This window comes from Burkholderia stabilis (assembly GCF_001742165.1).
Classification (GTDB): Bacteria; Pseudomonadota; Gammaproteobacteria; order Burkholderiales; family Burkholderiaceae; genus Burkholderia; species Burkholderia stabilis.
Genome location: NZ_CP016442.1, coordinates 2,780,347 through 2,803,985 on the forward strand (window position 1 = coordinate 2,780,347; position 23,639 = coordinate 2,803,985).

General features: G+C 67.5%; 22 protein-coding genes and 1 tRNA gene. 16 read left to right on the plus strand and 7 right to left on the minus strand.

Annotation, left to right across the window (positions count from 1 at the left end):
• Positions 1-14: 14 nt before the first annotated feature.
• Positions 15-395: a thioredoxin family protein gene (locus tag BBJ41_RS12935; RefSeq protein WP_069746716.1), complete on the minus strand. Its 381-nt coding sequence runs from the start codon at positions 393-395 to the stop codon at positions 15-17.
• On the minus strand, positions 383-1,756 hold the full coding sequence (gene dprA / locus BBJ41_RS12940) for a DNA-processing protein DprA (protein ID WP_069746717.1): 1,374 nt from the start codon (positions 1,754-1,756) through the stop codon (positions 383-385). Before dprA ends, BBJ41_RS12935 begins: the two co-directional genes overlap by 13 nt.
• 185 nt (positions 1,757-1,941) lie before the next feature.
• On the opposite strand from dprA, the gene def reads away from it, so the two are divergent.
• From def to BBJ41_RS13010, 14 genes are all read left to right on the plus strand, one after another.
• Positions 1,942-2,445, plus strand: coding sequence for a peptide deformylase (gene def, locus BBJ41_RS12945; RefSeq protein WP_011353573.1), 504 nt, complete (start codon positions 1,942-1,944; stop codon positions 2,443-2,445).
• A 34-nt stretch (positions 2,446-2,479) separates the two neighbouring features.
• On the plus strand, positions 2,480-3,463 hold the full coding sequence (gene fmt / locus BBJ41_RS12950; RefSeq protein ID WP_069746718.1) for a methionyl-tRNA formyltransferase: 984 nt from the start codon (positions 2,480-2,482) through the stop codon (positions 3,461-3,463).
• 120 nt (positions 3,464-3,583) lie between these two features.
• Positions 3,584-4,225, plus strand: a complete 642-nt coding sequence (locus tag BBJ41_RS12955) for a LysE family translocator (RefSeq protein WP_069746719.1) — start codon at positions 3,584-3,586, stop codon at positions 4,223-4,225.
• A 100-nt stretch (positions 4,226-4,325) separates the two neighbouring features.
• Complete coding sequence (gene htpX, locus BBJ41_RS12960; RefSeq protein WP_006485774.1) at positions 4,326-5,183, plus strand: zinc metalloprotease HtpX; 858 nt, start codon at positions 4,326-4,328, stop codon at positions 5,181-5,183.
• Between the two features lie 218 nt (positions 5,184-5,401).
• A complete protein-coding gene (rsmB, locus tag BBJ41_RS12965) occupies positions 5,402-6,793 on the plus strand; it encodes a 16S rRNA (cytosine(967)-C(5))-methyltransferase RsmB (protein ID WP_069746720.1) in 1,392 nt (463 codons plus the stop codon).
• Positions 6,790-7,380, plus strand: coding sequence for a DUF4390 domain-containing protein (locus tag BBJ41_RS12970; protein ID WP_069747690.1), 591 nt, complete (start codon positions 6,790-6,792; stop codon positions 7,378-7,380). The genes rsmB and BBJ41_RS12970 overlap by 4 nt, the downstream gene beginning before the upstream one ends.
• Complete coding sequence (esaS, locus tag BBJ41_RS12975; protein WP_069746721.1) at positions 7,370-9,784, plus strand: sensor histidine kinase EsaS; 2,415 nt, start codon at positions 7,370-7,372, stop codon at positions 9,782-9,784. Before BBJ41_RS12970 ends, esaS begins: the two co-directional genes overlap by 11 nt.
• The gene (gene esaR, locus BBJ41_RS12980) at positions 9,785-10,486 is read left to right on the plus strand and encodes a response regulator transcription factor EsaR (RefSeq protein WP_069746722.1); all 702 of its coding nucleotides are present in this window, start codon (positions 9,785-9,787) and stop codon (positions 10,484-10,486) included. It begins immediately after the preceding gene.
• Positions 10,487-10,546: 60 nt separating this feature from the next.
• Positions 10,547-10,622: transfer RNA gene (locus tag BBJ41_RS12985), tRNA-Phe, on the plus strand.
• Positions 10,623-10,959: 337 nt separating this feature from the next.
• Complete coding sequence (gene queC, locus BBJ41_RS12990) at positions 10,960-11,694, plus strand: 7-cyano-7-deazaguanine synthase QueC (protein WP_069746723.1); 735 nt, start codon at positions 10,960-10,962, stop codon at positions 11,692-11,694.
• A 75-nt stretch (positions 11,695-11,769) separates the two neighbouring features.
• Positions 11,770-12,402, plus strand: a complete 633-nt coding sequence (queE, locus tag BBJ41_RS12995; protein ID WP_048244690.1) for a 7-carboxy-7-deazaguanine synthase — start codon at positions 11,770-11,772, stop codon at positions 12,400-12,402.
• A gap of 18 nt (positions 12,403-12,420) precedes the next feature.
• The gene (gene queD, locus BBJ41_RS13000) at positions 12,421-12,873 is read left to right on the plus strand and encodes a 6-carboxytetrahydropterin synthase QueD (RefSeq protein WP_069746724.1); all 453 of its coding nucleotides are present in this window, start codon (positions 12,421-12,423) and stop codon (positions 12,871-12,873) included.
• Positions 12,874-13,164: 291 nt separating this feature from the next.
• Positions 13,165-13,950: an HpcH/HpaI aldolase family protein gene (locus BBJ41_RS13005; RefSeq protein ID WP_069746725.1), complete on the plus strand. Its 786-nt coding sequence runs from the start codon at positions 13,165-13,167 to the stop codon at positions 13,948-13,950.
• Complete coding sequence (locus tag BBJ41_RS13010) at positions 13,947-14,720, plus strand: tetratricopeptide repeat protein (protein WP_069746726.1); 774 nt, start codon at positions 13,947-13,949, stop codon at positions 14,718-14,720. The genes BBJ41_RS13005 and BBJ41_RS13010 overlap by 4 nt, the downstream gene beginning before the upstream one ends.
• A gap of 91 nt (positions 14,721-14,811) precedes the next feature.
• On the opposite strand, the gene rodA is transcribed toward BBJ41_RS13010, so the two are convergent.
• The 5 genes from rodA to BBJ41_RS13035 form a co-directional block, all read right to left on the minus strand.
• Positions 14,812-15,960, minus strand: a complete 1,149-nt coding sequence (gene rodA / locus BBJ41_RS13015; RefSeq protein WP_069746727.1) for a rod shape-determining protein RodA — start codon at positions 15,958-15,960, stop codon at positions 14,812-14,814.
• 11 nt (positions 15,961-15,971) lie between these two features.
• Entirely contained in the window at positions 15,972-18,284 is a 2,313-nt protein-coding gene (gene mrdA, locus BBJ41_RS13020) for a penicillin-binding protein 2 (RefSeq protein ID WP_069746728.1), read from the minus strand.
• Between the two features lie 384 nt (positions 18,285-18,668).
• Positions 18,669-19,181, minus strand: a complete 513-nt coding sequence (gene mreD, locus BBJ41_RS13025) for a rod shape-determining protein MreD (protein WP_009687274.1) — start codon at positions 19,179-19,181, stop codon at positions 18,669-18,671.
• A complete protein-coding gene (mreC, locus tag BBJ41_RS13030; RefSeq protein WP_069746729.1) occupies positions 19,178-20,239 on the minus strand; it encodes a rod shape-determining protein MreC in 1,062 nt (353 codons plus the stop codon). The genes mreD and mreC overlap by 4 nt, the downstream gene beginning before the upstream one ends.
• Positions 20,240-20,365: 126 nt before the next feature.
• Positions 20,366-21,409 carry a rod shape-determining protein gene (locus BBJ41_RS13035; RefSeq protein WP_004189550.1) on the minus strand — a complete coding sequence of 348 codons (1,044 nt, stop codon included), beginning with the start codon at positions 21,407-21,409 and terminating at the stop codon, positions 20,366-20,368.
• Between the two features lie 367 nt (positions 21,410-21,776).
• Here BBJ41_RS13035 and gatC point away from each other — a divergent pair, with 367 nt between their 5' ends.
• Complete coding sequence (gene gatC, locus BBJ41_RS13040; RefSeq protein WP_069746730.1) at positions 21,777-22,076, plus strand: Asp-tRNA(Asn)/Glu-tRNA(Gln) amidotransferase subunit GatC; 300 nt, start codon at positions 21,777-21,779, stop codon at positions 22,074-22,076.
• Between the two features lie 69 nt (positions 22,077-22,145).
• A complete protein-coding gene (gene gatA / locus BBJ41_RS13045; protein WP_069746731.1) occupies positions 22,146-23,636 on the plus strand; it encodes an Asp-tRNA(Asn)/Glu-tRNA(Gln) amidotransferase subunit GatA in 1,491 nt (496 codons plus the stop codon).
• Positions 23,637-23,639 lie beyond the last annotated feature (3 nt).

The window sequence follows — 23,639 nt, forward strand, 5'->3', positions numbered from 1 at the left end:
GCCGGCCCGCGAATTCAGGCTTCGACGTTCAGGACGTTGCGCAATTTCGGCGCGTGCGGCGCACCGGGCACCGCGCTCAGGTCGGACAGCATCCGCTCGACGATCGTCGCATGCGGCAGCACCGTGCCGAAGAAGCGTGCGGTGTTGGCGTCCTCGATCAGGATCGTCGGGAAGTTCTCGACGTCGAGATCGTCGAGCTGGTCGGCATGCGTTTCGATGTCGATCCAGGCGAAGCAGGCGTCTGGATGTGCGTCGGCGAGCTGGTCGAAGGCCGTCCGGTAGTCGCGGCACGTGCCGCACCACTCGGCGCACAGGCAGGCGACGAGCAACGTATCGGGATCGGCGAGACGCTCGGCGATCCGATCCGCATCGGTGTCGAGATTCAGCGCGGGCATGGATTTCCTTGGGTATTGTCGGCGGCACGGCCGCCCCTATTCGGGAAATGTAGCACGCCACGTGCGGGCGGGGTGGGCGCCGCGTCAAGCCGCGCGAAGCGTCCGCCGGGGAGACTTGCGACGTGACCGGCCAGTTCGAGTGCGAGCAGTGCGCGATGCAACACGTCGTCGGACAGGCCGCTTTGTTCGGCGAGCCACTCGTACGTGACTGGGCCGTATCCCAGCACGGCGAGTACGGCCTGCTCGTGCGGGGTGCCGGGCGGTGGAGGTGCTGGTGGTGCGTCGATTAGGGTTGGCGCGGCGGGTGAAACGGAGGGATTCGCTTGCGTGACGCCGGCGGCTTTGGTGTTGCGAGCGTTACCCGGGTTCGCGCCCGAATCTCCGGGCGCCGCCGCGCCATCCGCCGTGAGAGCAGCCGGTTCGCCCAGCCCGTATTCCTCGAGCACATCGAGCGGCGCGCTCGTGAGCTTCGCGCCGTCGCGGATCAGCGCGTGGCAGCCCTGCGCGAGCGGCGCGTGGATCGAGCCCGGCATCGCGAATACATCGCGCCCCAATTCGTTCGCGAGCCGGGCGGTGATCAGTGAGCCGGAGCGCGGCGCGGCCTCGACGACGAGCGCGCCGATCGCGAGCGCAGCGATCAGCCGGTTGCGCTGCGGGAAATGCGCGGCGCGGGCCGGCGTGCCGAGCGGCCATTCCGACACGATCGCGCCGTGTGCGGCGATCTCGTGGGCAAGCGCGCGGTGCCGCGCCGGATAGACGAGATCGGCGCCCGTCGCGATCACCGCGACCGTGCTCGACCGGCCGTCGAGCCCGCCGCGATGTGCGGCGCCGTCGATCCCGAGTGCGAGGCCCGAGACGATCGAGAGCCCCGCGTCGGACAGTTCGCGCGCGAAGCGCGTCGCGTCGGCGAGCCCCTGCGGCGTCGCGTGGCGGCTGCCGACCACGGCGAGGCCGCGAGCGTGCAGCAGGTCGAGCCTGCCCTTTACATATAGCAGCGGCGGCGGATCGTACAGGTCGCGCAGCCGCGGCGGGTAAGCCGGATCGTTGAGCGTGACGAGCACGTTGCCCGGCGCATCGAGCCAGGCGAGCGCGGCGTCGGTGCGCGCATCGAGATCGTCGCGATCGCTCGCGCGCACGGCCTGCGCGGCGGCCGTGCCGGCGGCTGCGGCAATGGCCGGGTCGGACGCACGCAGCAGCGCCGCCGGCGAGCCGAACGCATCGAGCAGCGCCTGCAATACGGCGGGCGAGAGGCCGGGCGCATGCGCGAGCTGCAGCCATGCGCGCAGCGCGGAGGTGGTCAGCACTTGCGGCGTCATGAGGCTTCCCTCGAACGCGACGGCCAGCGAACCGCGTGACGCCATGATAAAATTTTCATCATCCGAAATACTCGACAGGGCCGCGCGTGCAGGCGCCCGGCCAATTGCAGGGGGCGAGATCCGCGGCATTGATTCACCGCGCATCCGCCTCATCTTCATTGCATCCCGGCGGCGGCGCCAGCCGGCCGGATGGCCGATGCGGCACGCCGCTCCACCGAATACCGAACGCCATGGCTTTACTCAACATTCTTCATTACCCCGACAAGCGGCTGCACAAGGTCGCCAAGCCCGTCGACAAGGTCGACGACCGGATCCGCAAGCTCGTCGCCGACATGGCCGAAACCATGTACGCGGCGCCCGGCATCGGCCTTGCGGCCACGCAGGTCGACGTGCACGAGCGCGTGATCGTGATCGACGTTTCCGAGGAGAAGAACGAGCTGCGCGCGTTCATCAACCCCGAGATCGTGTGGTCGAGCGACGAGAAGCAGATCTATGAAGAAGGCTGCCTGTCGGTGCCGGGCATCTACGACGAAGTCGAGCGTCCCGACCATGTGCGCGTGCGCGCGCTCAACGAGCAGGGCGAGACTTTCGAGCTCGATTGCGAAGGCCTGCTCGCCGTGTGTGTCCAGCATGAAATGGATCACCTGATGGGGCGCGTGTTCGTCGAATACCTGTCGCCACTCAAGCAGACGCGCATCAAGACGAAGATGAAGAAACTCGAACGCGCGATGTGACGCGCGTTCGCCCTGCCCGATCCCGAACGCTTTCATGACCCATACGTTGCGCGTGATTTTTGCCGGCACGCCGGAATTCGCCGCGGCTGCCCTCGCCGCGATCCACGAGGCCGGTTTTCCGGTGCCGCTCGTGCTCACCCAGCCCGATCGCCCTGCCGGGCGCGGGATGAAGCTGCAGGCGAGCGCCGTGAAGCGCTATGCCGTCGAGCACGGGATGCCCGTCGCGCAACCGCCGTCGCTGCGCCGCGCGGGCAAGTACCCGGCGGAGGCGGCCGACGCGATCGAGTTGCTGCGCACGACCCCGCACGACGTGATGGTGGTTGCCGCGTACGGCCTGCTGCTGCCGCAGGAGGTGCTCGACATTCCGCGCGACGGCTGCATCAACATCCACGCCTCGCTGCTGCCGCGCTGGCGCGGCGCCGCGCCGATCCATCGCGCGATCGAGGCCGGCGACGCCGAGACGGGCGTCACGCTGATGCAGATGGACATCGGCCTCGACACCGGCGCGATGATCGAGGAGGCGCGCATCGCGATCGCGCCCGACGATACGACCGCCACTTTGCACGACAAGCTCGCTGCCGAAGGCGCGCGGCTGATCGTCGACGCGCTCGTGCAGCTCGAGCGTGAGGGCACGCTGCCGGCGACACCCCAGCCGGCCGACGGCGTGACCTATGCGGAAAAGATCGGCAAGCACGAAGCGGCGCTCGACTGGCGCAAGCCGGCCGACGTGCTCGCGCGCCAGGTGCGCGCGTTCGATCCGTTCCCGGGCGGCGTCGCGATGCTCGACGGCGCAGCCATCAAGCTGTGGTCGGCCGAGCCCGTGGCGGCGCGCGGCGACGCGGCGCCGGGCACGATCGTCGAAGCCGCGCCGGAAGGCGTGGTCGTTGCATGCAGCAGCGGCGCGCTGCGCGTCACGCAGTTGCAGAAGCCGGGCGGCAAGCGGCTGCCCGCGCGCGAATTCCTGGCCGGTTCGCCGCTCGCAGCGGGCCAGCGTTTCGCGCTGCCTGATGTTGCCTGACGCGGCCTGACTGCCATTCGACACGGTCTGCCGGCCGCGCGCAATCGGCCGAACGGCCGAGTCGCACGGCGCGGCAGGCGCGCGTAGAATTTCCCTGCGCTCTCCGGTTTCGAGGTTTTCATGTTCGGCATCACCCATTTCGGCTTCTTCGTGCTCGCGGTTTTCCTGCTGAATGTCACGCCCGGTCCCGACACGGCCTACATCGTCGGCCGCAGCGTCGCGCAGGGCCGCGGCGCGGGGCTGATGTCGGCGTTCGGCATTTCGGCCGGCTGCTGCGTTCACGCGCTCGCGTGCGCATTCGGCCTGACTGCGCTGCTCGCGGCGTCGGCTGCCGCGTTCACGGTGATCAAGCTGGTCGGTGCCGCCTATTTGATCTACCTCGGCGTGCGGATGCTTTTCGCGAAGCAGGCCACCGCACCGTCGGGCGCCGCGGCAGCGCAGGCCGCAGCCGCGAAACCACTGCGCCAGCTGTTCATGCAGGGCTTCTGGACGAACGTGCTGAACCCGAAGGTCGTGCTGTTCTTCGTGTCGTTCTTCCCGCAGTTCGTGTCGGCCGACAGCCCGCACAAGGCATTGGCGTTCCTGACCCTCGGCGCGGTGTTCGTCGTGATGAGCACGATCTGGACGAGTCTCGTCGCATGGGTCGCGGGCAGCGTCACGCAACGCTTTTCCGGCAAGCCGGGCGTGAAGAAATGGCTCGATCGCACGGTCGGCAGCGCTTTCGTCGGCCTTGGCCTTCGTCTTGCAACATCGCAACGCTGAGATTGAATTTTTCCGGCAAGACCTTATCTAACAAATCGCTTACAATTTTCCGCCGCGCCCTTTGATGCGCGGCGGGTCCCCTGACGGATAAGGAGTGGGTATGTTCAATTGGGTCAAAACGGCGATGCTGATGGCCGCGATCACGGCCCTGTTCATCGTGATCGGCGGGATGATCGGCGGCTCGCGCGGCATGACGATCGCGCTGCTGTTCGCGCTCGGCATGAATTTCTTCTCGTACTGGTTCTCCGACAAGATGGTGCTGCGCATGTACAACGCGCAGGAAGTCGACGAGAACACGGCGCCGCAGTTCTACCGGATGGTGCGCGAGCTGGCCACGCGTGCGAACCTGCCGATGCCGCGCGTCTACCTGATCAACGAGGATGCGCCGAACGCGTTCGCGACGGGCCGCAACCCCGAGCACGCGGCGGTCGCCGCGACGACGGGCATCCTGCGCGTGCTGTCGGAGCGCGAGATGCGCGGCGTGATGGCGCACGAGCTCGCGCACGTGAAGCACCGCGACATCCTGATCTCGACGATCACCGCAACGATGGCGGGCGCGATCTCGGCGCTCGCGAACTTCGCAATGTTCTTCGGCGGGCGCGACGAGAACGGCCGGCCGGCCAACCCGATCGCGGGTATTGCGGTCGCGCTGCTCGCGCCGATCGCCGGCGCGCTGATCCAGATGGCGATTTCGCGGGCACGCGAGTTCGAGGCCGACCGCGGCGGCGCGCAGATTTCCGGCGATCCGCAGTCGCTCGCGACGGCGCTCGACAAGATCCATCGCTATGCGGCGGGCATCCCGTTCCAGGCGGCCGAAGCGCATCCGGCCACCGCGCAGATGATGATCATGAACCCGCTGCACGGCGGCGGCCTGCAGAACCTGTTCTCGACGCACCCGGCCACCGAGGAGCGCATCGCGCGCCTGATGGAAATGGCGCGTACCGGCCGCTTCGACTAAGCCTCGGCGCGCCCTGCGGTTGTTGCCGCGCAGGGGCCGCCACACCACCCCGCACGCTTCGCGCTGCGGGGTGTTTCATTTGTGCGTGCCGTAAAGGGGCCAAAGGGGCCCCATGGTCGCACGCTACAATGCTCGGTTTGAGATCGCGCCTGCCACGCGGCCGCGATCCCGCCGTTTGCCGCATTCGTTTGCTGCGCTTGCTTGCCGATTCCGCTCCGATGACTCGAACCCGTTCTTCCGCTCCGTCTTCTTCCGGCCGCTCGGCGCGCCTGGCCGCGCTGCATCTTGCGCCCGATTCGCTCGGCTTCGCACTCGACGCGGCCGCGCAGGCGGTCGATGCGGTACGGCGCGGCACCGCGCTGCCGGCGGCACTCTCGGCGGTATTTGCGCAGATGCCGCCCGATGCGCAGGCGCTCGCACGCGGCGCGACGCAGGACGTTGCCTACCGGACGATGCGTCGCCTCGGCAGCGTGGACTGGCTGATCGGCAAGCTCGTCAGCAAGGCGCCGCCCGCGCACGTGAACGCGGTGCTCGCCGGCGCGCTCGCGCTGCTGCTCGACCCGGCGGATGCGGCCGCATACCCGGCGTTCACGGTCGTGGACCAGGCCGTGACGACGATCGGCGCACGCCGCGAATACGTATTCGCGAAGGGGATGATCAACGCGGTGCTGCGCCGTTTCCTGCGCGAGCGCGACACGCTCGTCGCGGCGATGCAGGGCGATGCAGTCGCACGGTGGAATTACCGCGCATGGTGGGTTGACGCGGTGAAGCGCGCATGGCCCGACGCATGGCAGGCGATCCTCGCGGCCGGCGAGCGCCAGGGTCCGCTGACGTTGCGCGTGAATGCGCGCCGCGCGAGCGTCGACGCATATCTCGACACGCTGCGCGCGAACGGGATCGAAGCAACCGCGATCGGCCGGCATGCCGTGCGGCTCGCATCGGCGCTGCCGGTCGATCGCATTCCGGGGTTCGCCGACGGCGTGGTGTCGGTGCAGGACGCCGGCGCGCAGCTCGCGGCCGAATGGCTCGGTGCGCGCGACGGCATGCGCGTGCTCGACGCATGCGCGGCGCCCGGCGGCAAGACCGGCCATATTCTCGAACTGGCCGATGCGGAAGTCGTTGCGCTCGAAAGCGATGCGGCGCGCGCGGCGCGCATCGGCGAGAACCTCGTGCGCCTGTCGCTCGAAGCGCAGGTGCGCGTCGGCGATGCGGGCGCACCCGACGCGTGGTACGACGGGCGCTCGTTCGACCGTATCCTGGCCGATGTGCCGTGTTCGGCTTCCGGCATCGTGCGGCGGCACCCCGACATTCGCTGGTTGCGTCGCGAGGCCGACATCCCGGCGCTCGTCGCGGAACAGCGCCGCATCCTGTCGGCGCTGTGGCCGCTCGTGAAGCCGGGCGGCGAACTGCTTTACGTGACCTGTTCGATCTTCCCTGAAGAAGGCGAGTTGCAGGCCCGCTGGTTTGAAGCGGCCTGTGAAGATGCGGTACGATTGGACGCCCCTGGCCAACTGCTGCCGGGCGGCGTGCAGGGCGGGGCGGCCACCGGCGCACTCGACCAGAACACCGATCACGACGGATTTTTCTACGCGCGGTTTCAGAAACGGTGACGATCAAACACCTTTTTCCACTTCGGCTCGCGGCCGTCCTGATGGTCGCGTTGACGCTGTGCCTGGCCATCGTGCGGCCGGCGCATGCCGAATCGATCGCCGTGCAGCGCGCGTCGCTCCAGTCCGACGGAAGCGGCTGGAGCCTCGACGCGCGCTTCGATTTCGAGCTGAATCCGAACCTCGAGGATGCCGTGAACAAAGGCATTCCGGTGTATTTCACGACGGATTTCGAGTTGAGCCGCGCGCGCTGGTACTGGCTTGACGAACAGCCGGTATCGGTGTCACAGACGATCCGCCTGTCGTTCCAGCCGCTCACGCGCGAGTACCGCGTGTCGACGGGCGGCCTGCAGCTCGGCTTCCCGTCGCTGAAGGACGCGCTTGCGGTCGTCAGGCACATCACGTCGTGGCACGTGATCGACCGCAACCAGGTGCGCCTGGGCGAAACCTACACGGCGTCGGTGCGGATGCAGCTCGATACGGCGCTGATGCCGAAGCCGTTCCAGGTCGACGCCGTGAACAACCGCGACTGGACGCTCGGCTCGGACTGGAAGCGCTTCAACTTCACGGTGACCGAACGTGCTAAATAAAGTGCGCCGCGCGGCCAGCGGGAAGAGCCTCCTCGTCCGCGTGATCGTCTCGACCGTCGCGCTCACCGCGCTGCTGCTGCTCGTGCTGCTCGCGGCCGCGAGCGCGAACACCGAATTCTTCGATCGCTATTACTCGTGGCTGTACGCGACGAACATCGTCGTCGCGCTCGTATTCCTGCTCGTGGTGCTCGGGCTGATCGGGATGATCGTCGTGCGCCTGAGGAAGGGCAAGTTCGGCACGCGGCTGCTCGCGAAGCTCGCGGTGTTCTTCGCGCTCGTCGGCGTGGTGCCGGGCGGGATCATCTACATCGTGTCGTACCAGTTCGTGTCGCGCAGTATCGAGTCGTGGTTCGACGTGAACGTCGAGACGGCGCTGACGGCCGGCCTGAACCTCGGCCGCGGGATGCTCGATGCGTCGCTGTCCGATCTGCAGACGAAGGCGCGGCTGATGTCCGACCAGCTCGCGAGCGTCGATGCGAACACGAACGGTACGACGCTCACGCTGCTGCGGTTGCGCGACCAGTTCGGCGTGCAGGACGCGACGATCGTCGAGCCGAGCCGCGGCGGCTCGGGCGCGGCGCCCGACCTGCATATCGTCGCGCAGGCGTCGGGCAATTTCGCCGCGCTGATTCCGGACGACCTGCCGACGCCGCTGATGCTGAACCAGGCGCGCGAACATGGCGCGTACGCGGCGATCGAGGGCGAAGTCGACGGCGATCCGCGCGCGCACGGCGCAAAGGGTGCGCTGCGGTTGCGCGTCGTGCGCCCGATTCCCGATGCGACGACTGCGCTGCTGCAGCCGGCCGAACGTTTCCTGCAACTCACGCAGCCGGTGCCGCCCACGCTCGCGCATAACGCGGACGCCGTGCAGCGCGCGTATCGCGAGTACCAGGAAAAGTCGCTCGGCCGCACGGGGCTGCGCAAGATGTACATCGGTACGCTGACGCTCGCGCTGTTCCTCGCGACCTTCATCGCGATGATGCTCGCGCTCGCGCTCGGCCAGCAGCTCGCGCGGCCGCTGTTCCTGCTCGCGCAGGGCACGAAGGAGATCACGGAAGGCGACTACACGCCGAAGCGCGAAATCAAGACGCGCGACGAGCTCGGCTTCCTCACGCAGTCGTTCAACGCGATGACGCGCCAGCTGTCCGAGGCGCGGCTCGCGGTCGAGCAGAACCGGATCGCGCTCGAGCATTCGAAGACGTATCTCGAGAGCATCCTCGCGAACCTGACGGCCGGCGTGTTCGTGCTCGACCGCCAGTTCCGGCTGACGACCGCGAACCGCGGCGCCGAGCGGATCTTTCGGCAGCCGTTCAACTCGCTGATCGGCACGACGCTCGACCGGATCGGCGTTGCGGCAGGGTTCGGCGCGATGGTGCGCAAGGCCTTCGCCGATCGCGAAGCGGCGTCCGACGCCGGCAGCGGCGATCGCGGCCACTGGCAGCAGCAGTTCGCGATCGAGGTGCCGGGCGAATCCGATCCGCTGACGCTGCTCGTGCGCGGCACGCGCCTCGCGTCGACGGTCGAGGGGGAGGCCGACGATCCGCAGACGTCCGGTTACGTCGTCGTGTTCGACGACATCTCCGACGTGATTTCCGCGCAGCGTTCGGTCGCGTGGGGCGAGGTCGCGCGCCGGCTCGCGCACGAGATCAAGAATCCGTTGACGCCGATCCAGCTGTCGGCGGAGCGGCTGCAGATGAAGCTGTCCGACAAGCTGGCGCCGCCCGACGCGGACGTGCTCAAGCGCGGCGCGACGATGATCGTCAACCAGGTGGCCGCGATGAAGCGGATGGTCGACGATTTCCGCGAATATGCGCGTACGCCGCCGGCGGTGCTCACGAACCTGCAGTTGAATGAGCTGGCGAGCGAGGTGCTCGGGCTGTACGGCGTCGGTGAAGGCAAGAGTCCGATCGTCGCCGAGCTTGCGCAGTCGCTGCCGGTGATTCGCGGCGACGCGACGCAACTGCGCCAGGTGATCCACAACCTGCTGCAAAATGCGCAGGATTCGGTCGCGGAAGCTGCGCATCCGCGTGTGTTGATCGAAACCAAGACAGTAGAATATGGCGATCCCGACGCCGAGGGCAAAACGCGCGTCGCGGTACGTCTTACCGTGTCCGACAACGGGCCCGGTTTTCCGGCGCGCATCCTGACCCGCGCGTTCGAGCCTTACGTGACGACGAAGGCGAAGGGCACGGGGCTCGGGTTGGCCACGGTCAAGAAAATCGTCGACGAGCACGGCGCGCGGATCGATCTGCGCAATCGCATGCACGGCGAGACCGTCGAGGGTGCGCAGGTGTCGATCCTGTTCCTGCAGATGGCGAGCGATGCGCCGGGCGCCGAATCGGGCGCGCAGGCCGGGACGACCCCCGCTAAGACAAAAGCAAGTGTGCAGACAAAGGCAGCGTAAATGGCAACCATCCTGGTGGTAGATGATGAAATGGGCATCCGGGAATTGCTCTCGGAGATCCTCAGCGATGAAGGACATGTCGTCGAGGCGGCGGAGAACGCGCAGGCCGCGCGGGAATACCGGCTGAATCAGGCGCCCGATCTCGTGCTGCTCGATATCTGGATGCCCGATACCGACGGCGTGACGTTGCTCAAGGAATGGGCGGCGCAAGGGCTGCTGACGATGCCCGTGATCATGATGTCCGGGCACGCAACGATCGATACGGCCGTCGAGGCAACGAAGATCGGCGCGCTCGACTTCCTCGAGAAACCCATCGCGCTGCAGAAGCTGCTGAAGTCCGTCGAACACGGTCTCGCACGCGGCGCGGCGCCCGTGTCTGCCAACGCGGCGGCGAAGGCCGGCGCCGGACAGGCCGCGGGGCCTGCTTCGGTTGCATCCGCGGCTGCGCTGCCGACGCTCGGCGACGACATGGCCGCAGCACTCGGCCTCGCGGGGCAGACGGCTGCGATCCCGTTCGACATCCCGTTGCGCGAAGCGCGCGACGCGTTCGAGCGCGCGTACTTCGAATATCACCTCGCGCGCGAAAACGGCAGCATGACGCGCGTCGCGGAGAAGACGGGCCTCGAGCGCACGCACCTGTATCGCAAGCTCAAGCAGCTCGGCGTCGAACTCGGCAAGAAGCCGTCCGAAGGCGCTGTATAAAATATTTTGCGAAAACACTTGAGCGAATGAGGGAAGCTCGATATACTTTCATTCTTCGTTGGCCCGGTAGCTCAGTTGGTAGAGCAGCGGATTGAAAATCCGCGTGTCGATGGTTCGATTCCGTCCCAGGCCACCAGCAGTTCCAACCCCAAGAATCGGAAGGTTCTTGGGGTTTTTCGTTTGTGGTGGGCATCGCGTGCGCGGCAGCATTCGCGGGCACGTGATAAAATCCGTGCCCGCTCAATGACTTAGCGTATCGGTTCATGCGCGCGGCAGGCTGCCGGCACGGCGCCGCCGCGATACGCGGCAACGATGCCGCGCGATGGGCGGTATAAGCGCGCCGCCGCGTTCGCGGCCGACCGCGCTGCCTATACTGGTCGAGCCGGCGCAGGCCGGCACGCGTCGGGCCGCCCGGCGGCAGCCGGCCCCGGGGCGCAGTGCGACGCGAGCCTACACATTCACGGAGTATCACGGTGATTCGGACAGACGCTAAAGACGGCGCGCTCGTGTTGTTTTCCGGCGGGCAGGACTCGGCCACGTGCGTGGCATGGGCCCTCGAACGCTACCAGACGGTCGAGACCCTCGGTTTCGATTACGGCCAGCGCCATCGTGTCGAGCTCGAATGTCGGGACGGCGTGCGCGAAGCGCTGAAGCGCGAGTTTCCCGCATGGTCGGACCGGCTTGGCGACGATCACATGATCGACCTGTCGGTGCTCGGCGCGATCAGCGATACCGCGATGACGCGCACGATCGAGATCGAGACGACGGCGAACGGCCTGCCGAACACGTTCGTGCCGGGCCGCAACCTGATGTTCATGACGATCGCCGCTGCGATCGCCTATCGCCGCGGGCTGCGCGTGCTGGTCGGCGGGATGTGCGAGACCGATTTTTCGGGCTACCCCGACTGCCGCGACGACACGATGAAGGCGCTGCAGGTCGCGCTGAACCTCGGGATGGACACGCGCATCGTGCTCGAGACGCCGCTGATGTGGCTCGACAAGGCGCAGACCTGGCAGCTCGCCGAGCAGCTCGGCGGCGAAGCGCTCGTCGAGCTGATCCGCGTCGAGACGCACACGTGCTACGTGGGCGAGCGCGCGGAACTGCACGACTGGGGCTTCGGCTGCGGCGAATGCCCGGCCTGCAAGCTGCGCAAGCGCGGCTACGAGGCTTACCTGAAGGGCGAGCGGGTGACCGAAGCGCCGCTGTGACGCGGGTGCGCCGGCAGCGCTTGATGGATAACGGATTCTGATCGACAACGAGCGGCGCGAGCCGGACGAAGGACGATGACTTACGCGGTCAAGGAAATTTTCTACACGTTGCAGGGCGAGGGCGCGAACGCGGGCCGGCCGGCCGTGTTCTGCCGGTTCGCCGGCTGCAACCTGTGGTCGGGCCGCGAAGAGGATCGCGCGGAGGCCGTTTGCCGCTTCTGCGATACGGACTTCGTCGGCACCGACGGCGAGAACGGCGGCAAGTTCAAGGACGCCGAAGCGCTCGTCGCGACGATCGCCGGCCTGTGGCCGGATGGCGAAGCGCACCGCTTCGTCGTCTGCACGGGCGGCGAGCCGATGCTGCAGCTCGACCAGCCGCTCGTCGACGCGCTGCACGCGGCCGGCTTCGAGATCGCGATCGAGACCAACGGCTCGCTGCCGGTGCTCGAATCGATCGACTGGATCTGCGTGAGCCCGAAGGCCGACGCGCCGCTCGTCGTCACGAAGGGCAACGAACTGAAGGTCGTGATTCCGCAGGACAACCAGCGGCTCGCCGACTACGCGAAGCTCGACTTCGAGTATTTTCTCGTGCAGCCGATGGACGGCCCGTCGCGCGACCTCAATACGAAACTCGCGATCGACTGGTGCAAGCGTCATCCGCAGTGGCGGCTGTCGATGCAGACCCACAAATATCTGAACATTCCCTGAGCCACGGCTTTTGACATCGTGCTGATTACCCGAAAACTCGAATTCGACGCGGGCCACCGCATTCCCGATCACCGCAGCCAGTGCCGGAACCTGCATGGTCATCGCTACGTGCTCGAAATCACGCTGCGCGGCGATCTCGTCGATACCGAGGGGGCGCCCGACCGCGGCATGGTGATGGATTTCGCCGACGTGAAGGCGCTCGCGGTCGAGCACCTCGTCAGCAAGTGGGACCACGCGTTCCTGGTCTATGCGCGTGACGAGGTCGTGCGCTCGTTCCTCGAGCAGATGGCCGACCACAAGACCGTCGTGATCGACCGGATCCCGACCGTCGAGAACCTCGCGGCGATCGCGTTCGACCTCCTCGCGAACGTGTACGACGCACACTACGGCGTGAACCTGCGCCTCGAGCGCGTGCGCCTGTACGAAACGCCGAACTGCTGGGCCGACGTCGAGCGCCAGCCCGGCCGCTGATCCAGCTTTCCCGGCAGCCCCGCCAGCCGGCCGGGCTGCCTGCCACCGCGCCCACGCTCCGCGCCGGCGCGGCTCCCCGCCGGTTCCCACATTCCGCGTAACGCCGCGCTATGATCGTTGCGTGGCAGCGTAAAACGCATCCGTGCATCGTCGCGCGGCCCGCGTTGTCAGATTGGCCGCCCAAGGCCGACCAAGGCTCCAGGGCCCGCTCAGGCGCCGCCGCCGTGTTGCGCCTCGCTTCGCCTGTTGCTTGTCCCGTTCGATTGCCGTTCCGTCCCGGAGGCCGTATCGATGAGCACGCTCACCAATTCCCTCAAACAACGTCTGCACGACGGCGATGAGCCGCTGTACGGCCTGTGGCTGTCGCTCGGCAGCGACTCGGCCGCGGAAGCGCTCGCGCACGCCGGCTACGACTGGCTGTGCATCGACATGGAGCACGCGCCGAACGACAGCCGCGACGTTGCTTCGCAGTTGCGCGCGATCGCCGCCGCGCACCTGCCGAGCGAGCCCGTCGTGCGCGTGCCGGCGCGCGAGCCGTGGCTCGTGAAGCGCGCGCTCGACGCCGGCGCGCGCACGCTGATGTTTCCGTGCATCGAGACGCCCGACGACGCCGCACACGCGGTTCGGCTCACACGCTACCCGTCGCCCGAATCGCCGGACGGGCTCCGCGGCGTGGCGGGCATGGTGCGCGCGGCGGCGTTCGGCATGCGGCGCGATTACCTGCAGACGGCGAATGCGCAGGTCGCAGTGATCGTGCAGATCGAATCGGCGCGCGGCGTCGACGAAGTCGAGCGGATCGCGGCGATACCCGGCGTCGACTGCCTGTTCGTCGGCCCGGCCGATCTCGCGGCGAGCCTCGGGCATCTCGGCGACATTCGTCACCCGGACGTCGAAACCGCGATGGCGCGGGTGCTCGCGGCCGGCAAGCAGGCGGGTGTCGCGGTCGGGATTTTCGCGGGCGATACGGCGAGCGCGCGCCAGTACCGCGGCGCTGGCTACCGGATGATCACGGTATCGGCCGACGTGAGCTGGCTGGTGCGTGCGACGCGGCAGGCGCTGCAGGAGGTACGGTCATGAACGGTGAAGACGACGCGTCCTTCAGGCGCGCGCACGGTACGCGCAAGCGGTTCGGCGCGCTGCTCGGACTGTGGGCGGTGTGTGTCGCGGCGGCCGCGCAGGGCGCGCCGCAAGCGAAACCCGATCCGTCGCGCGAGACGCAATCGGCGGTCGCCGATTACAACGCCGGCGACTATCGCGCGGCGCTGGTGCAGTTTCACGACGCGGCCGAGCGCGGCGACCGCCTCGCGCAATTCAACTACGCGATGATGCTGCTGACCGGCGAAGGCGTGACCGCAAACGTCGACGAAGGGCTGCGCTGGCTGAAGCGCGCGGCCGACGCGAACATGTCGCATGCGCAGTACGTGTACGGCAGGATGTTCGACGACGGCGAGTTCGTCGCGCGCAATCCGGCCGAAGCGCATCGCTGGTTCCTGCGGGCGGCGAAGCAGGGGCACGTGCAGGCCGAGCTGTCGCTCGCGAACCAGTTCCTCGACGGGCGCGGCACGCCGCGCGACAACCGGCAGGCGTTCGCGTGGTACAAGCAGGCCGCCGACGCGGGCGAGCCGACCGCGCAGTACGTGACCGCGTCGTTCTACGAGCGCGGCGGCGACGGCGTTGCGCAGAACCTGAACATCGCGCGTGCGTATTACGCGGCGGCGGCCGCGCAGGGCGACGAGACGGCCGGGCTGAAATTCAAGGAATTGAGCGCGCGGCTGAAGGCCCAGGGGCCGGCGCCGGCCTCGGGCGGCGGCGCGGAGCCGGCGAGCCCGCGCGCAGCGCCGCAGTGAGCGTGCGCGGCGTTGCTTTGCCGCATTCGAAACACCCAATAAAAAACGGCGCCGCGGCGCCGTTTTTTATTGCTGCAGCCGTGCCGCGCGGTCAACTCTTCATCAACCGCCGCTGTCGCCCGACGCTCATGATCATCCCGATCGCGATGCCGAGCGTCGTGAGCGCGGTGCCGCCGTAACTCATGAACGGCAACGGCACGCCGACGACCGGCAGCACGCCACTCACCATCCCGATGTTGACGAACGCATAAACGAAGAACGCGAGCGTGAGCGAACCCGCGAGCAGGCGGCCGAACAGCGTCGCGCCCTGCGCGGCGATGTAGAGCCCGCGCGCGATCAGCGCCATGTACAGCGTCAGCAGCACGAGCCCGCCCGCGAGCCCCCATTCCTCCGAGAACACCGCGAAGATGAAGTCGGTGTGCTTCTCCGGAATGAATTCGAGGTGCGCCTGCGTGCCTTTCAGGTAGCCCTTGCCGAGCACGCCGCCGGAACCGATCGCGATCACGGCCTGGATCGTGTGGAAGCCCTTACCGAGCGGATCGGAGGTCGGGTCGAGCAGCGTGCACACACGATGCTTCTGGTAGTCGTGCATCAGCGGCCACTGCACTTCGGGCTGGCAGATGCGCTGCTCGAACACGGCGATCGAGCCGACCGCGATCACGCCCGCGACCAGCACCGGCACGATCAGCTTGAACGACAGGCCGGCGAGGTAGATCACGAAGAAGCCGGCCGCGAACACGAGCAGGCCCGTGCCGAGGTCGGGCTGCTTCGCGATCAGTCCGACCGGCACCAGCAGGATCCCGAACGCGGCGATGAAGTCGTACCAGCGCAGCCCGCCTTCGCGGCGCTGGTAGTACCACGCGAGCATCAAGGGGGTTGCGATCTTGAGGATCTCCGACGGCTGGATCACGACGCCGACGTTCAGCCAGCGCTTCGCGCCCTTCTTGGTCATCCCGAACAGCGCGACCGCGACCAGCAGCGCGACCCCGAACGTATAGAGCGGGACCGCGAAGCGCATCAATGTTGTTGGCGGGATGTTGGCGATCACCCACATCAGCACGAACGTCAGCAGGATGTTGCGCAGTTGATCCTCGACGCGGCCCGGCATGTCGATCGCCGCGCTGTACAGCGTGACGATGCCGACACACAGCAGCAGGAACACGATGAGGGCGAGCGGGCGGTCGAAGCCCGCGAACATCTGCTTGATCTTGTCGAGCCAGGCGCGCTTGTCGAATTGCATGCCTTTCTCCGTTAATGAGCGGTGCCGGCGTCCGCCGCTTTCGCGGGGGGCGTCGCACGCTGGTTGTCGTCCCGCGGCGCGACAGCGAGCGGTTGCGCGTCACTGGCGGGGCGGCGCGGCCGGTGCGGGCGCCGGATCGGCGGCAGGCTCGCGGGCATCGGCGCCGCGGCGCTCGCGCTGGCGTTCGCATTCGCCGGCTGCGCCGCGCCGACGCTGGCGCCGGCAGCACCGGCCGCACCCGACGCGTCGGGCGCCGAGGCGGCCGAGGCCGCATCCGCCGCGCTGGCCGCGTTCGGCACGACCGGCTGCGGCAGCGCCTTGAAGCCGGCCGCGACGGCGGCGGGCTTGTTCGCGTCGCCGATCACCGGCGCGTTGACGGGTTCGGTCGCCGACGCCGCGGCCGCCACGGCCGCGGCCTCGTTCTTCGGGTTCTGACGGTCGATCAGGTAGAAGTCGAGCACGCGGCGCGCGATCGGGCCCGCGGCCTGCGCGCCCCAGCCGCCGTTCTCGACGACCAGCGCGACGGCGATCTGCGGATGGTCGACCGGTGCGTACGCGATGAACAGCGCGTGGTCGCGCAGGTGCTCGGCGAGCAGGTGACCCTTGTAGTTCGAGCCCTGCAGCGAGAACACCTGTGCGGTACCGGTCTTGCCGGCGGCGAGGTACGGCGCGCCGCGGAACACCTTGTACGCGGTGCCGGACGGGTTCTCGATCACGTTTTCCATCCCGCGCTTCACGACGTCGATGTCGGCCTGCTTGAGCGGGATCACTTCGCTTTCCTTCGGCACGGTCAGGCGGCGCCCGCGCGAGATCGGATCCTCGACTTCCTTCACGAGGTGAGGCTTCATCACGACGCCGTTGTTCGCGAGCGTCGCGGTCGCGTGCGCGAGCTGCAGGATCGTGAACGAGTTGTAGCCCTGGCCGATCCCGAGGCTGATCGTCTCGCCGTCGAACCACTTCTGCTGCGCGGCCTTCTTGAACGCCTTCTTCTTCCAGTCGGTCGACGGCAGGATCCCGCGCGCTTCGCCCTGGATGTCGATCCCGGTGATCTGGCCGAAGCCGAACGGCTTCATGAAGTTCGCGATCGCGTTCACGCCGAGGTCGCGCGCGAGCATGTAGAAGTAGGTGTCGTTCGACACCATGATCGCCTTGTTCATGTCGACCCAGCCCTGGCCCGAGCGCACGTCGTTGCGGAACGTGTGGCCGCCGAACGTGAAGTAGCCGGGATCCTGGAAACCCCAGCCCGGCGAGCGCTTGCCGAGCGTCAGGCCCGCGAGCGCCATGAACGGCTTGTACGTCGAGCCGGGCGGGTAGGTGCCGTGCAGCGGGCGGTTCAGCAGCGGCTTGTCGGTCGAGGTGTTCAGCTCGTCCCAGGTCTGCTGGTCGATGCCGTCGACGAACGAATTCGGGTCGAAGCTCGGCGACGATACGAACGCGAGCACGTCGCCCGTCTTCGGCTCGATCGCGACGAGCGCGCCGCGCTTGCCGGCGAACGCCTGCTCGGCGACCTGCTGCAGCCCGATGTCGAGCGACAGCACGAGGTTGTTGCCGGGCGTCGCCTGCGTGCGCGACAGCGTGCGCACCGGCCGGCCGCCGGCCGTCACCTCGACTTCCTCGAAGCCCGTCAGCCCGTGCAGCTCGGTTTCGTAGCTCTGCTCGACACCGATCTTGCCGATGTAGTCGGTGCCCTTGTAGTTGTTCGCGTCGCGTCGCGGATCGTAGTTTTCCTGGTCGCTGTCATTGTCGTCGCTCATCGCGTCGATACGATCCTGGTCGCGCTTCGAGATCCGGCCGATGTAGCCGATCACGTGCGCGGCGGTCGTGCCGAGCGGGTATTGGCGGAACAGCCGCGCGCGCACGTCGACGCCGGGGAAGCGGAAGCGCTGCGCGGTGAAGCGTGCGACTTCCGCGTCGGTGAGCCGTGTGCGGATCGGCAGGCTCTCGAAGTTCTTCGAGTCTTCCTGCAGCTTCTTGAAACGGCGGCGGTCGCGAGCGTCGATCGGGATGATCTCGGACAGCTTGTCGATCGTGTTGTCGAGCGTGTCGTCGAGCTTCGACGGCGTGATCTCGAGCGTGTAGGCCGAGTAGTTCTTCGCGAGGATCACGCCGTTGCGGTCGGTGATGATCCCGCGGTTCGGCACGATCGGCGCGACCGAGATGCGGTTTTCCTCGGCCTGCAGCGCGTATTTGCCGTGCTGCATCAACTGCAGGTAGAAGAAGCGGCTCGCGAGCAGCCCGAAGCAGACGAACACGAACACGCCCGCCGCCGCGACGCGCAGGCGGAACTTCGAGAGCTGCTGTTGGGTGTCGTTGAATTCGGTCATGCGACTAGGGTCTATTTACATATGGAACGTGCATGCGTTGCCACGAGAACGGCCGCTCGCGAGGCGCGTGACGCCGCGAATACTGGACGTATTCGCAAGGAGCGCAACGCAGCGAGCGGCCGTTCTCGTGGCAACCCCAAACTTAAAATTCATTCCAGGGGAATGCCCGAAATCGCCCGTATGGCGGCGTCGCTCGTCGCTTGTTTGGCTCGGCCAAACGGCGCTCCTCACTTCTTGCCCTACGAGCGATTTCGGGCATTCGCATGTACGTTCCATATGTAAATAGACCCTAGGTCTATCCAACCCGCGCGCGGGCGGGCGAGGTGCCGCCCCGGAGCGCAGTGCGCGGACGTGGGGGCGGCGGGTAGTCAAGGTCGGTCCGGCTCAGATGGGGCGCGTATCGTCCGGATCGACCGGGCGGCGTTGCGGCATCAGCAGCAGGTGGCTCGCGATCGGCCACAGCGCGGCCTCGACGAAGCCGTCGACCAGGTAGCGCCAGCCGGGGAACGCGGCGCCCATTACGAGACGGATCACGAACGGCACGAGCTGCGCGACGACGAGCAGCGGCGTCACGTACAGCACCTGCACGCCGATCGGCATCCACAGCACGCGGCGGTGGATCGTGATCGCGCCGTACGACAGCAGCGTATAGGCGAGCGCGTGCTCGCCGAGCAGCCCCGCGTCATGCACGTCCATCAGGATGCCGAGCGCGAACGCGACGCCCATCCCGACCTTGCGCGGCTGGTGGATGTTCCAGAACAGCAGCACGAGCGCGACGAAGTCGGGCACGCCGGGCAGGCGGCCCCACGGCATCAGGTTCAGCAGGAACGCGGCGGCGAGGCTGAAGACGATGAAGTACGGATTGACCGGCTGCAGGATGTATTGCGGGCGGTTCATCGCTGGGCTCCTGGTTGCCCGGCCGCGGGCTTCGCCGGCGCGGTGGCGGGCTTGCCGGCAGGGGCGGGCGCAGGCTTCGCGGCAGGCTGGGCCGCGGCGGCCGGCTTCGCGTTCGCGTCGGCCTTGTCGGTTTTTTCGCCCTTCGCGGCGGCTTTCGCGCCCTTCTTGCCGCCCTTCGCGTTCTTGTCGGCGGCCGGATCGGGCTCGGCCGGGCGCGGCGGGATGTCGTTCTGGTAATGCAGCACGAGCATCTGGCGCGCGCCGCGCACGGCGGCGATCGGCGCGCAGGTCACGCGCGCGAATGCCGTATCGGCGAGCTTGTCGACGCGCGCGACCTTCGCGACCGGCAGGCCGGGCGGATAGACGCCGTCGAGGCCGCTCGTGACGAGCTCGTCGCCGACGACGAGATCCGCGCTCGTCGGCACGAAGCGCAGGTCGAGCGAATCGCCCTTTGGCGTGCCGTAGATCACGCTGCGCAGGCCGGTGCGCAGCACCTGCACGGGAATCGCGAGATCGCGGTCGGTGACCAGCGTGACTTCCGACTGCAGCGGGAACACGCGCGTGACCTGGCCAATCACGCCGTCTTCGCTGACGACCGGCGAGCCGTCCTGGATGCCTTGCTGCGAACCTTGCCCGATCACGATCTTCTGCGTGAACGGGTCGCTCGTGTCGTACTGGATCTCGACCGGCGTCGATTGCGTCGCGATGTGCTGGCGCAGCTCGAGCACCGCGCGCAGATGCCCGTTTTCCTGCGTGAGCACGGCGGCCTGGTTGGCCTGCGTGGACAACTGGAGGTTGCGCTTGCGGAGGTCGTCGTTCTCGTGGCGCAGCGACGAGCCGGTGACGGCGATGTCGGCCGCGCCCATGAACAGGTCGCGCGGCACGAGCGCCGCGCGCTGCAGCGGATAGAGCACGGTGCCGAGCACGCCGCGCACGATTTCGAGCGTGCTGAAGCGCGCGTCCGAGATGAGGAGCGCGATGGCGAGGGCAACGAAGAAGATGAGCCGCGCGAGCGCGGGCGGACCTTGCTTGAAGAGGGGCGGCGGACTGTATTCCATGGTCGGCGCCGGGCGCGTGTGATCGGTTAAATGATGCTCAGACGCGCAAACGGCGCGGCGGTTCGTTCTAAACGAGCGATCCGGCCACGCCGCAGGTGCGTCATGTCAACGAAACAGCTTAGACGATCACTCGTACGAGAAGATGCTGCCCAGCTTGTCCATGCGCTCGAGCGCCATGCCTGAGCCGCGCACGACGCAGGTGAGCGGATCTTCGGCGACGAGCACCGGCAGGCCGGTTTCTTCCGCGAGCAGGCGGTCGAGGTCGCGCAGCAATGCGCCGCCGCCCGTCAGCATCATCCCGCGTTCGGCGATGTCGGCGCCGAGCTCCGGCGGCGTCTGTTCGAGCGCGATCTTCACCGACGACACGATCTGGTTCAGCGGATCGGTCAGCGCTTCGAGGATTTCGTTGCTGGAGATCGTGAAGCTGCGCGGGATGCCTTCCGACAGGTTGCGGCCCTTCACTTCCATTTCCTTGACTTCCGAGCCCGGGAACGCGGAGCCGATTTCCTTCTTGATCGCTTCGGCGGTCTGTTCGCCGATCAGCATCCCGTAGTTGCGGCGGATGTAGTTGACGATCGCCTCGTCGAACTTGTCGCCGCCGACGCGCACCGAGCCCTTGTACACGATGCCGCCGAGCGAGATCACGCCGACTTCCGTCGTGCCGCCGCCGATGTCGACGACCATCGAGCCGGTCGCTTCCGACACCGGCAGGCCCGCGCCGATCGCGGCCGCCATCGGCTCCTCGATCAGGTAGACCTGCGAGGCGCCGGCGCCGTGCGCCGCTTCCTTGATCGCGCGGCGCTCGACCTGGGTCGAACCGCACGGCACGCAGATGATGATGCGCGGCGACGGCGAGAACATGCGCGACTCGTGCGCCGTCTTGATGAACTGCTTGATCATCTGCTCGGTGACGGTGAAGTCGGCGATCACGCCGTCCTTCATCGGGCGGATCGCCTCGATGTTGCCCGGCACCTTGCCGAGCATCTGCTTGGCTTCCTTGCCGACCGCCTGGATCGTCTTCTTGCCGTTGGGGCCGCCTTCCTGACGAATCGACACGACGGACGGCTCATCGAGCACGATGCCCTTGCCGCGCATGTAGATCAGGGTGTTTGCGGTACCGAGGTCGATCGCCAGATCGTTGGAGAAGTAGCTGCGCAAAAAACCGAACATTCAGAATCCTGTTTCGCTCTGGGCCGGCCCTGCATAGCGAACGCTGAGGGCGGCAGCGGAAAAAATAACAGCCTCGGGAAGCGTGGCGGAAGCGGCCGCCGCGGCGCACGAAGCTGCGAGTGATGTCTACCGGGGATCGCACGAAGCACGCACGGCTTGCCGAAATGGGGCGAAACGATGCGGGAAAAGGCTGCCGGGTTTGGGTCGAACGCGTAATGATACCTTATAATTTCACGGTATTTGAATCGAAACGGGTGGTATTTTTGCCGCTTCGTCCCCGATTTTTGAGGGTGGGATCGCACCCTCCAACCCCCCGCCGCCGCGCTGCTTTTGATGCGCTGCGCAGCCTTGTTTTTCCGGTGATCGCATGGCCCTGAACCTGACCGATGTGAAACGCATCGCGCACCTGGCGCGACTCGAAATGGCCGACGCCGACGCCGAGCACATGCTCGGCCAGCTCAATGAATTCTTCGGCCTCGTCGAACAGATGCAGGCGGTCGACACTGCCGGCATCGCGCCGCTCGCCCACCCGATCGAACAGATCCAGGAAGTCGCGCAGCGCCTGCGCGACGACGCCGTGACGGAAGTCGTCAATCGCGACGACAACCAGCGTCCGGCGCCGGCCGTCCAGGACGGCCTCTATCTCGTGCCGAAGGTGATCGAGTAAGCATTCGATGACAAGCGCGCCGGCCGGCTTGCGCCGCGCGCCACCCAGAATTCCCAGGAAAACCACTCAATGCACGAAAAAAGCCTGACCGAACTGCGCGCCGCGCTCGCCGCCAAGGAATGCTCGGCCGTCGAGCTCGCGCAGCACTACCTGAAACGGATCGACGCCGCACGCGGCCTGAACGCGTTCGTCCACGTCGACGCCGATCTGACCCTCGCGCAGGCGAAGGCCGCCGATGCCGAGCTCGCGCGCGGCGCGGGCGGCGCGCTGACCGGCCTGCCGATCGCGCACAAGGATGTCTTCGTCACGCGCGGCTGGCGCTCGACCGCCGGCTCGAAGATGCTCGCGAATTACGAGAGCCCGTTCGACGCGACCGTCGTCGCCCGCCTGCAGGCGGCCGGCATGGTCACGCTCGGCAAGACCAACATGGACGAGTTCGCGATGGGCTCGTCGAACGAGAATTCCGCGTTCGGCGCGGTGAAGAACCCGTGGGACACCAACGCGGTGCCGGGCGGCAGCTCGGGCGGCAGCTCGGCCGCCGTCGCCGCGCGCATCGCGCCGGCCGCGACCGGCACCGACACCGGCGGCTCGATCCGCCAGCCCGCGTCGTTCGCGGGCGTGACGGGCATCAAGCCGACCTACGGCCGCGTGTCGCGCTACGGGATGATCGCGTTCGCGTCGTCGCTCGATCAGGGCGGCCCGATGGCGCAGAGCGCGTCCGACTGCGCGCTGCTGCTCAACGCGATGGCCGGCTTCGACGAGCGCGACTCGACGAGCCTCGAGCGCGACGACGAGGATTTCACGCGCCACCTCGGCCAGCCGTGGGCGGCCGGCAACGATGCGGGCAAGCCGCTCGCGGGCCTGCGCATCGGCTTGCCGAACGAGTATTTCGGCGAAGGCCTCGCCGACGACGTGCGCGCGACGATCGACGCCGCATTGAAGCAGTATGAAGCGCTCGGCGCGACGCTCGTGCCCGTGTCGCTGCCGAAGACGGAACTGTCGATCCCCGTGTATTACGTGATCGCGCCGGCCGAGGCGTCGTCGAACCTGTCGCGTTTCGACGGCGTGCGCTTCGGCCACCGCGCCGCGCAGTACGGCGATCTGCTCGACATGTACAAGAAGTCGCGCGCCGAAGGCTTCGGCCCCGAGGTGAAGCGCCGGATTCTCGTCGGCGCGTACGTGCTGTCGCACGGCTACTACGACGCGTACTACCTGCAGGCGCAGAAGATCCGCCGCATCATCGCGAACGATTTCCAGGAAGCGTTCAAGTCCTGCGACGTGATCATGGGCCCGGCGTCGCCGACGGTCGCATGGGATCTCGGCGCGAAGGGCGACGATCCGGTGGCGATGTATCTCGCGGATATCTACACGCTGTCGGTGAGCCTCGCCGGCCTGCCCGGCATGAGCGTGCCGTGCGGCTTCGGCGCGGGCGCGAACGCGAAGCGCCCGGTCGGTCTGCAGATCATCGGCAACTATTTCAACGAAGCCCGGATGCTGCAGGTCGCCGACGCGTTCCAGCGCGCGACCGATTGGCACAAGCAAGTTCCGGCAGGGGTGTAAGCA

Coding starts and splice junctions, on each gene's coding strand:
- BBJ41_RS12935 (WP_069746716.1), bottom strand. CDS start 395: ATGCCCGCGCTGAATCTCGACACCGATGCGGATCGGATCGCCGAGCGT.
- dprA (WP_069746717.1), bottom strand. CDS start 1,756: ATGGCGTCACGCGGTTCGCTGGCCGTCGCGTTCGAGGGAAGCCTCATG.
- def (WP_011353573.1), top strand. CDS start 1,942: ATGGCTTTACTCAACATTCTTCATTACCCCGACAAGCGGCTGCACAAG.
- fmt (WP_069746718.1), top strand. CDS start 2,480: ATGACCCATACGTTGCGCGTGATTTTTGCCGGCACGCCGGAATTCGCC.
- BBJ41_RS12955 (WP_069746719.1), top strand. CDS start 3,584: ATGTTCGGCATCACCCATTTCGGCTTCTTCGTGCTCGCGGTTTTCCTG.
- htpX (WP_006485774.1), top strand. CDS start 4,326: ATGTTCAATTGGGTCAAAACGGCGATGCTGATGGCCGCGATCACGGCC.
- rsmB (WP_069746720.1), top strand. CDS start 5,402: ATGACTCGAACCCGTTCTTCCGCTCCGTCTTCTTCCGGCCGCTCGGCG.
- esaR (WP_069746722.1), top strand. CDS start 9,785: ATGGCAACCATCCTGGTGGTAGATGATGAAATGGGCATCCGGGAATTG.
- queE (WP_048244690.1), top strand. CDS start 11,770: ATGACTTACGCGGTCAAGGAAATTTTCTACACGTTGCAGGGCGAGGGC.
- BBJ41_RS13005 (WP_069746725.1), top strand. CDS start 13,165: ATGAGCACGCTCACCAATTCCCTCAAACAACGTCTGCACGACGGCGAT.
- BBJ41_RS13010 (WP_069746726.1), top strand. CDS start 13,947: ATGAACGGTGAAGACGACGCGTCCTTCAGGCGCGCGCACGGTACGCGC.
- rodA (WP_069746727.1), bottom strand. CDS start 15,960: ATGCAATTCGACAAGCGCGCCTGGCTCGACAAGATCAAGCAGATGTTC.
- mrdA (WP_069746728.1), bottom strand. CDS start 18,284: ATGACCGAATTCAACGACACCCAACAGCAGCTCTCGAAGTTCCGCCTG.
- mreD (WP_009687274.1), bottom strand. CDS start 19,181: ATGAACCGCCCGCAATACATCCTGCAGCCGGTCAATCCGTACTTCATC.
- mreC (WP_069746729.1), bottom strand. CDS start 20,239: ATGGAATACAGTCCGCCGCCCCTCTTCAAGCAAGGTCCGCCCGCGCTC.
- BBJ41_RS13035 (WP_004189550.1), bottom strand. CDS start 21,409: ATGTTCGGTTTTTTGCGCAGCTACTTCTCCAACGATCTGGCGATCGAC.
- gatC (WP_069746730.1), top strand. CDS start 21,777: ATGGCCCTGAACCTGACCGATGTGAAACGCATCGCGCACCTGGCGCGA.
- gatA (WP_069746731.1), top strand. CDS start 22,146: ATGCACGAAAAAAGCCTGACCGAACTGCGCGCCGCGCTCGCCGCCAAG.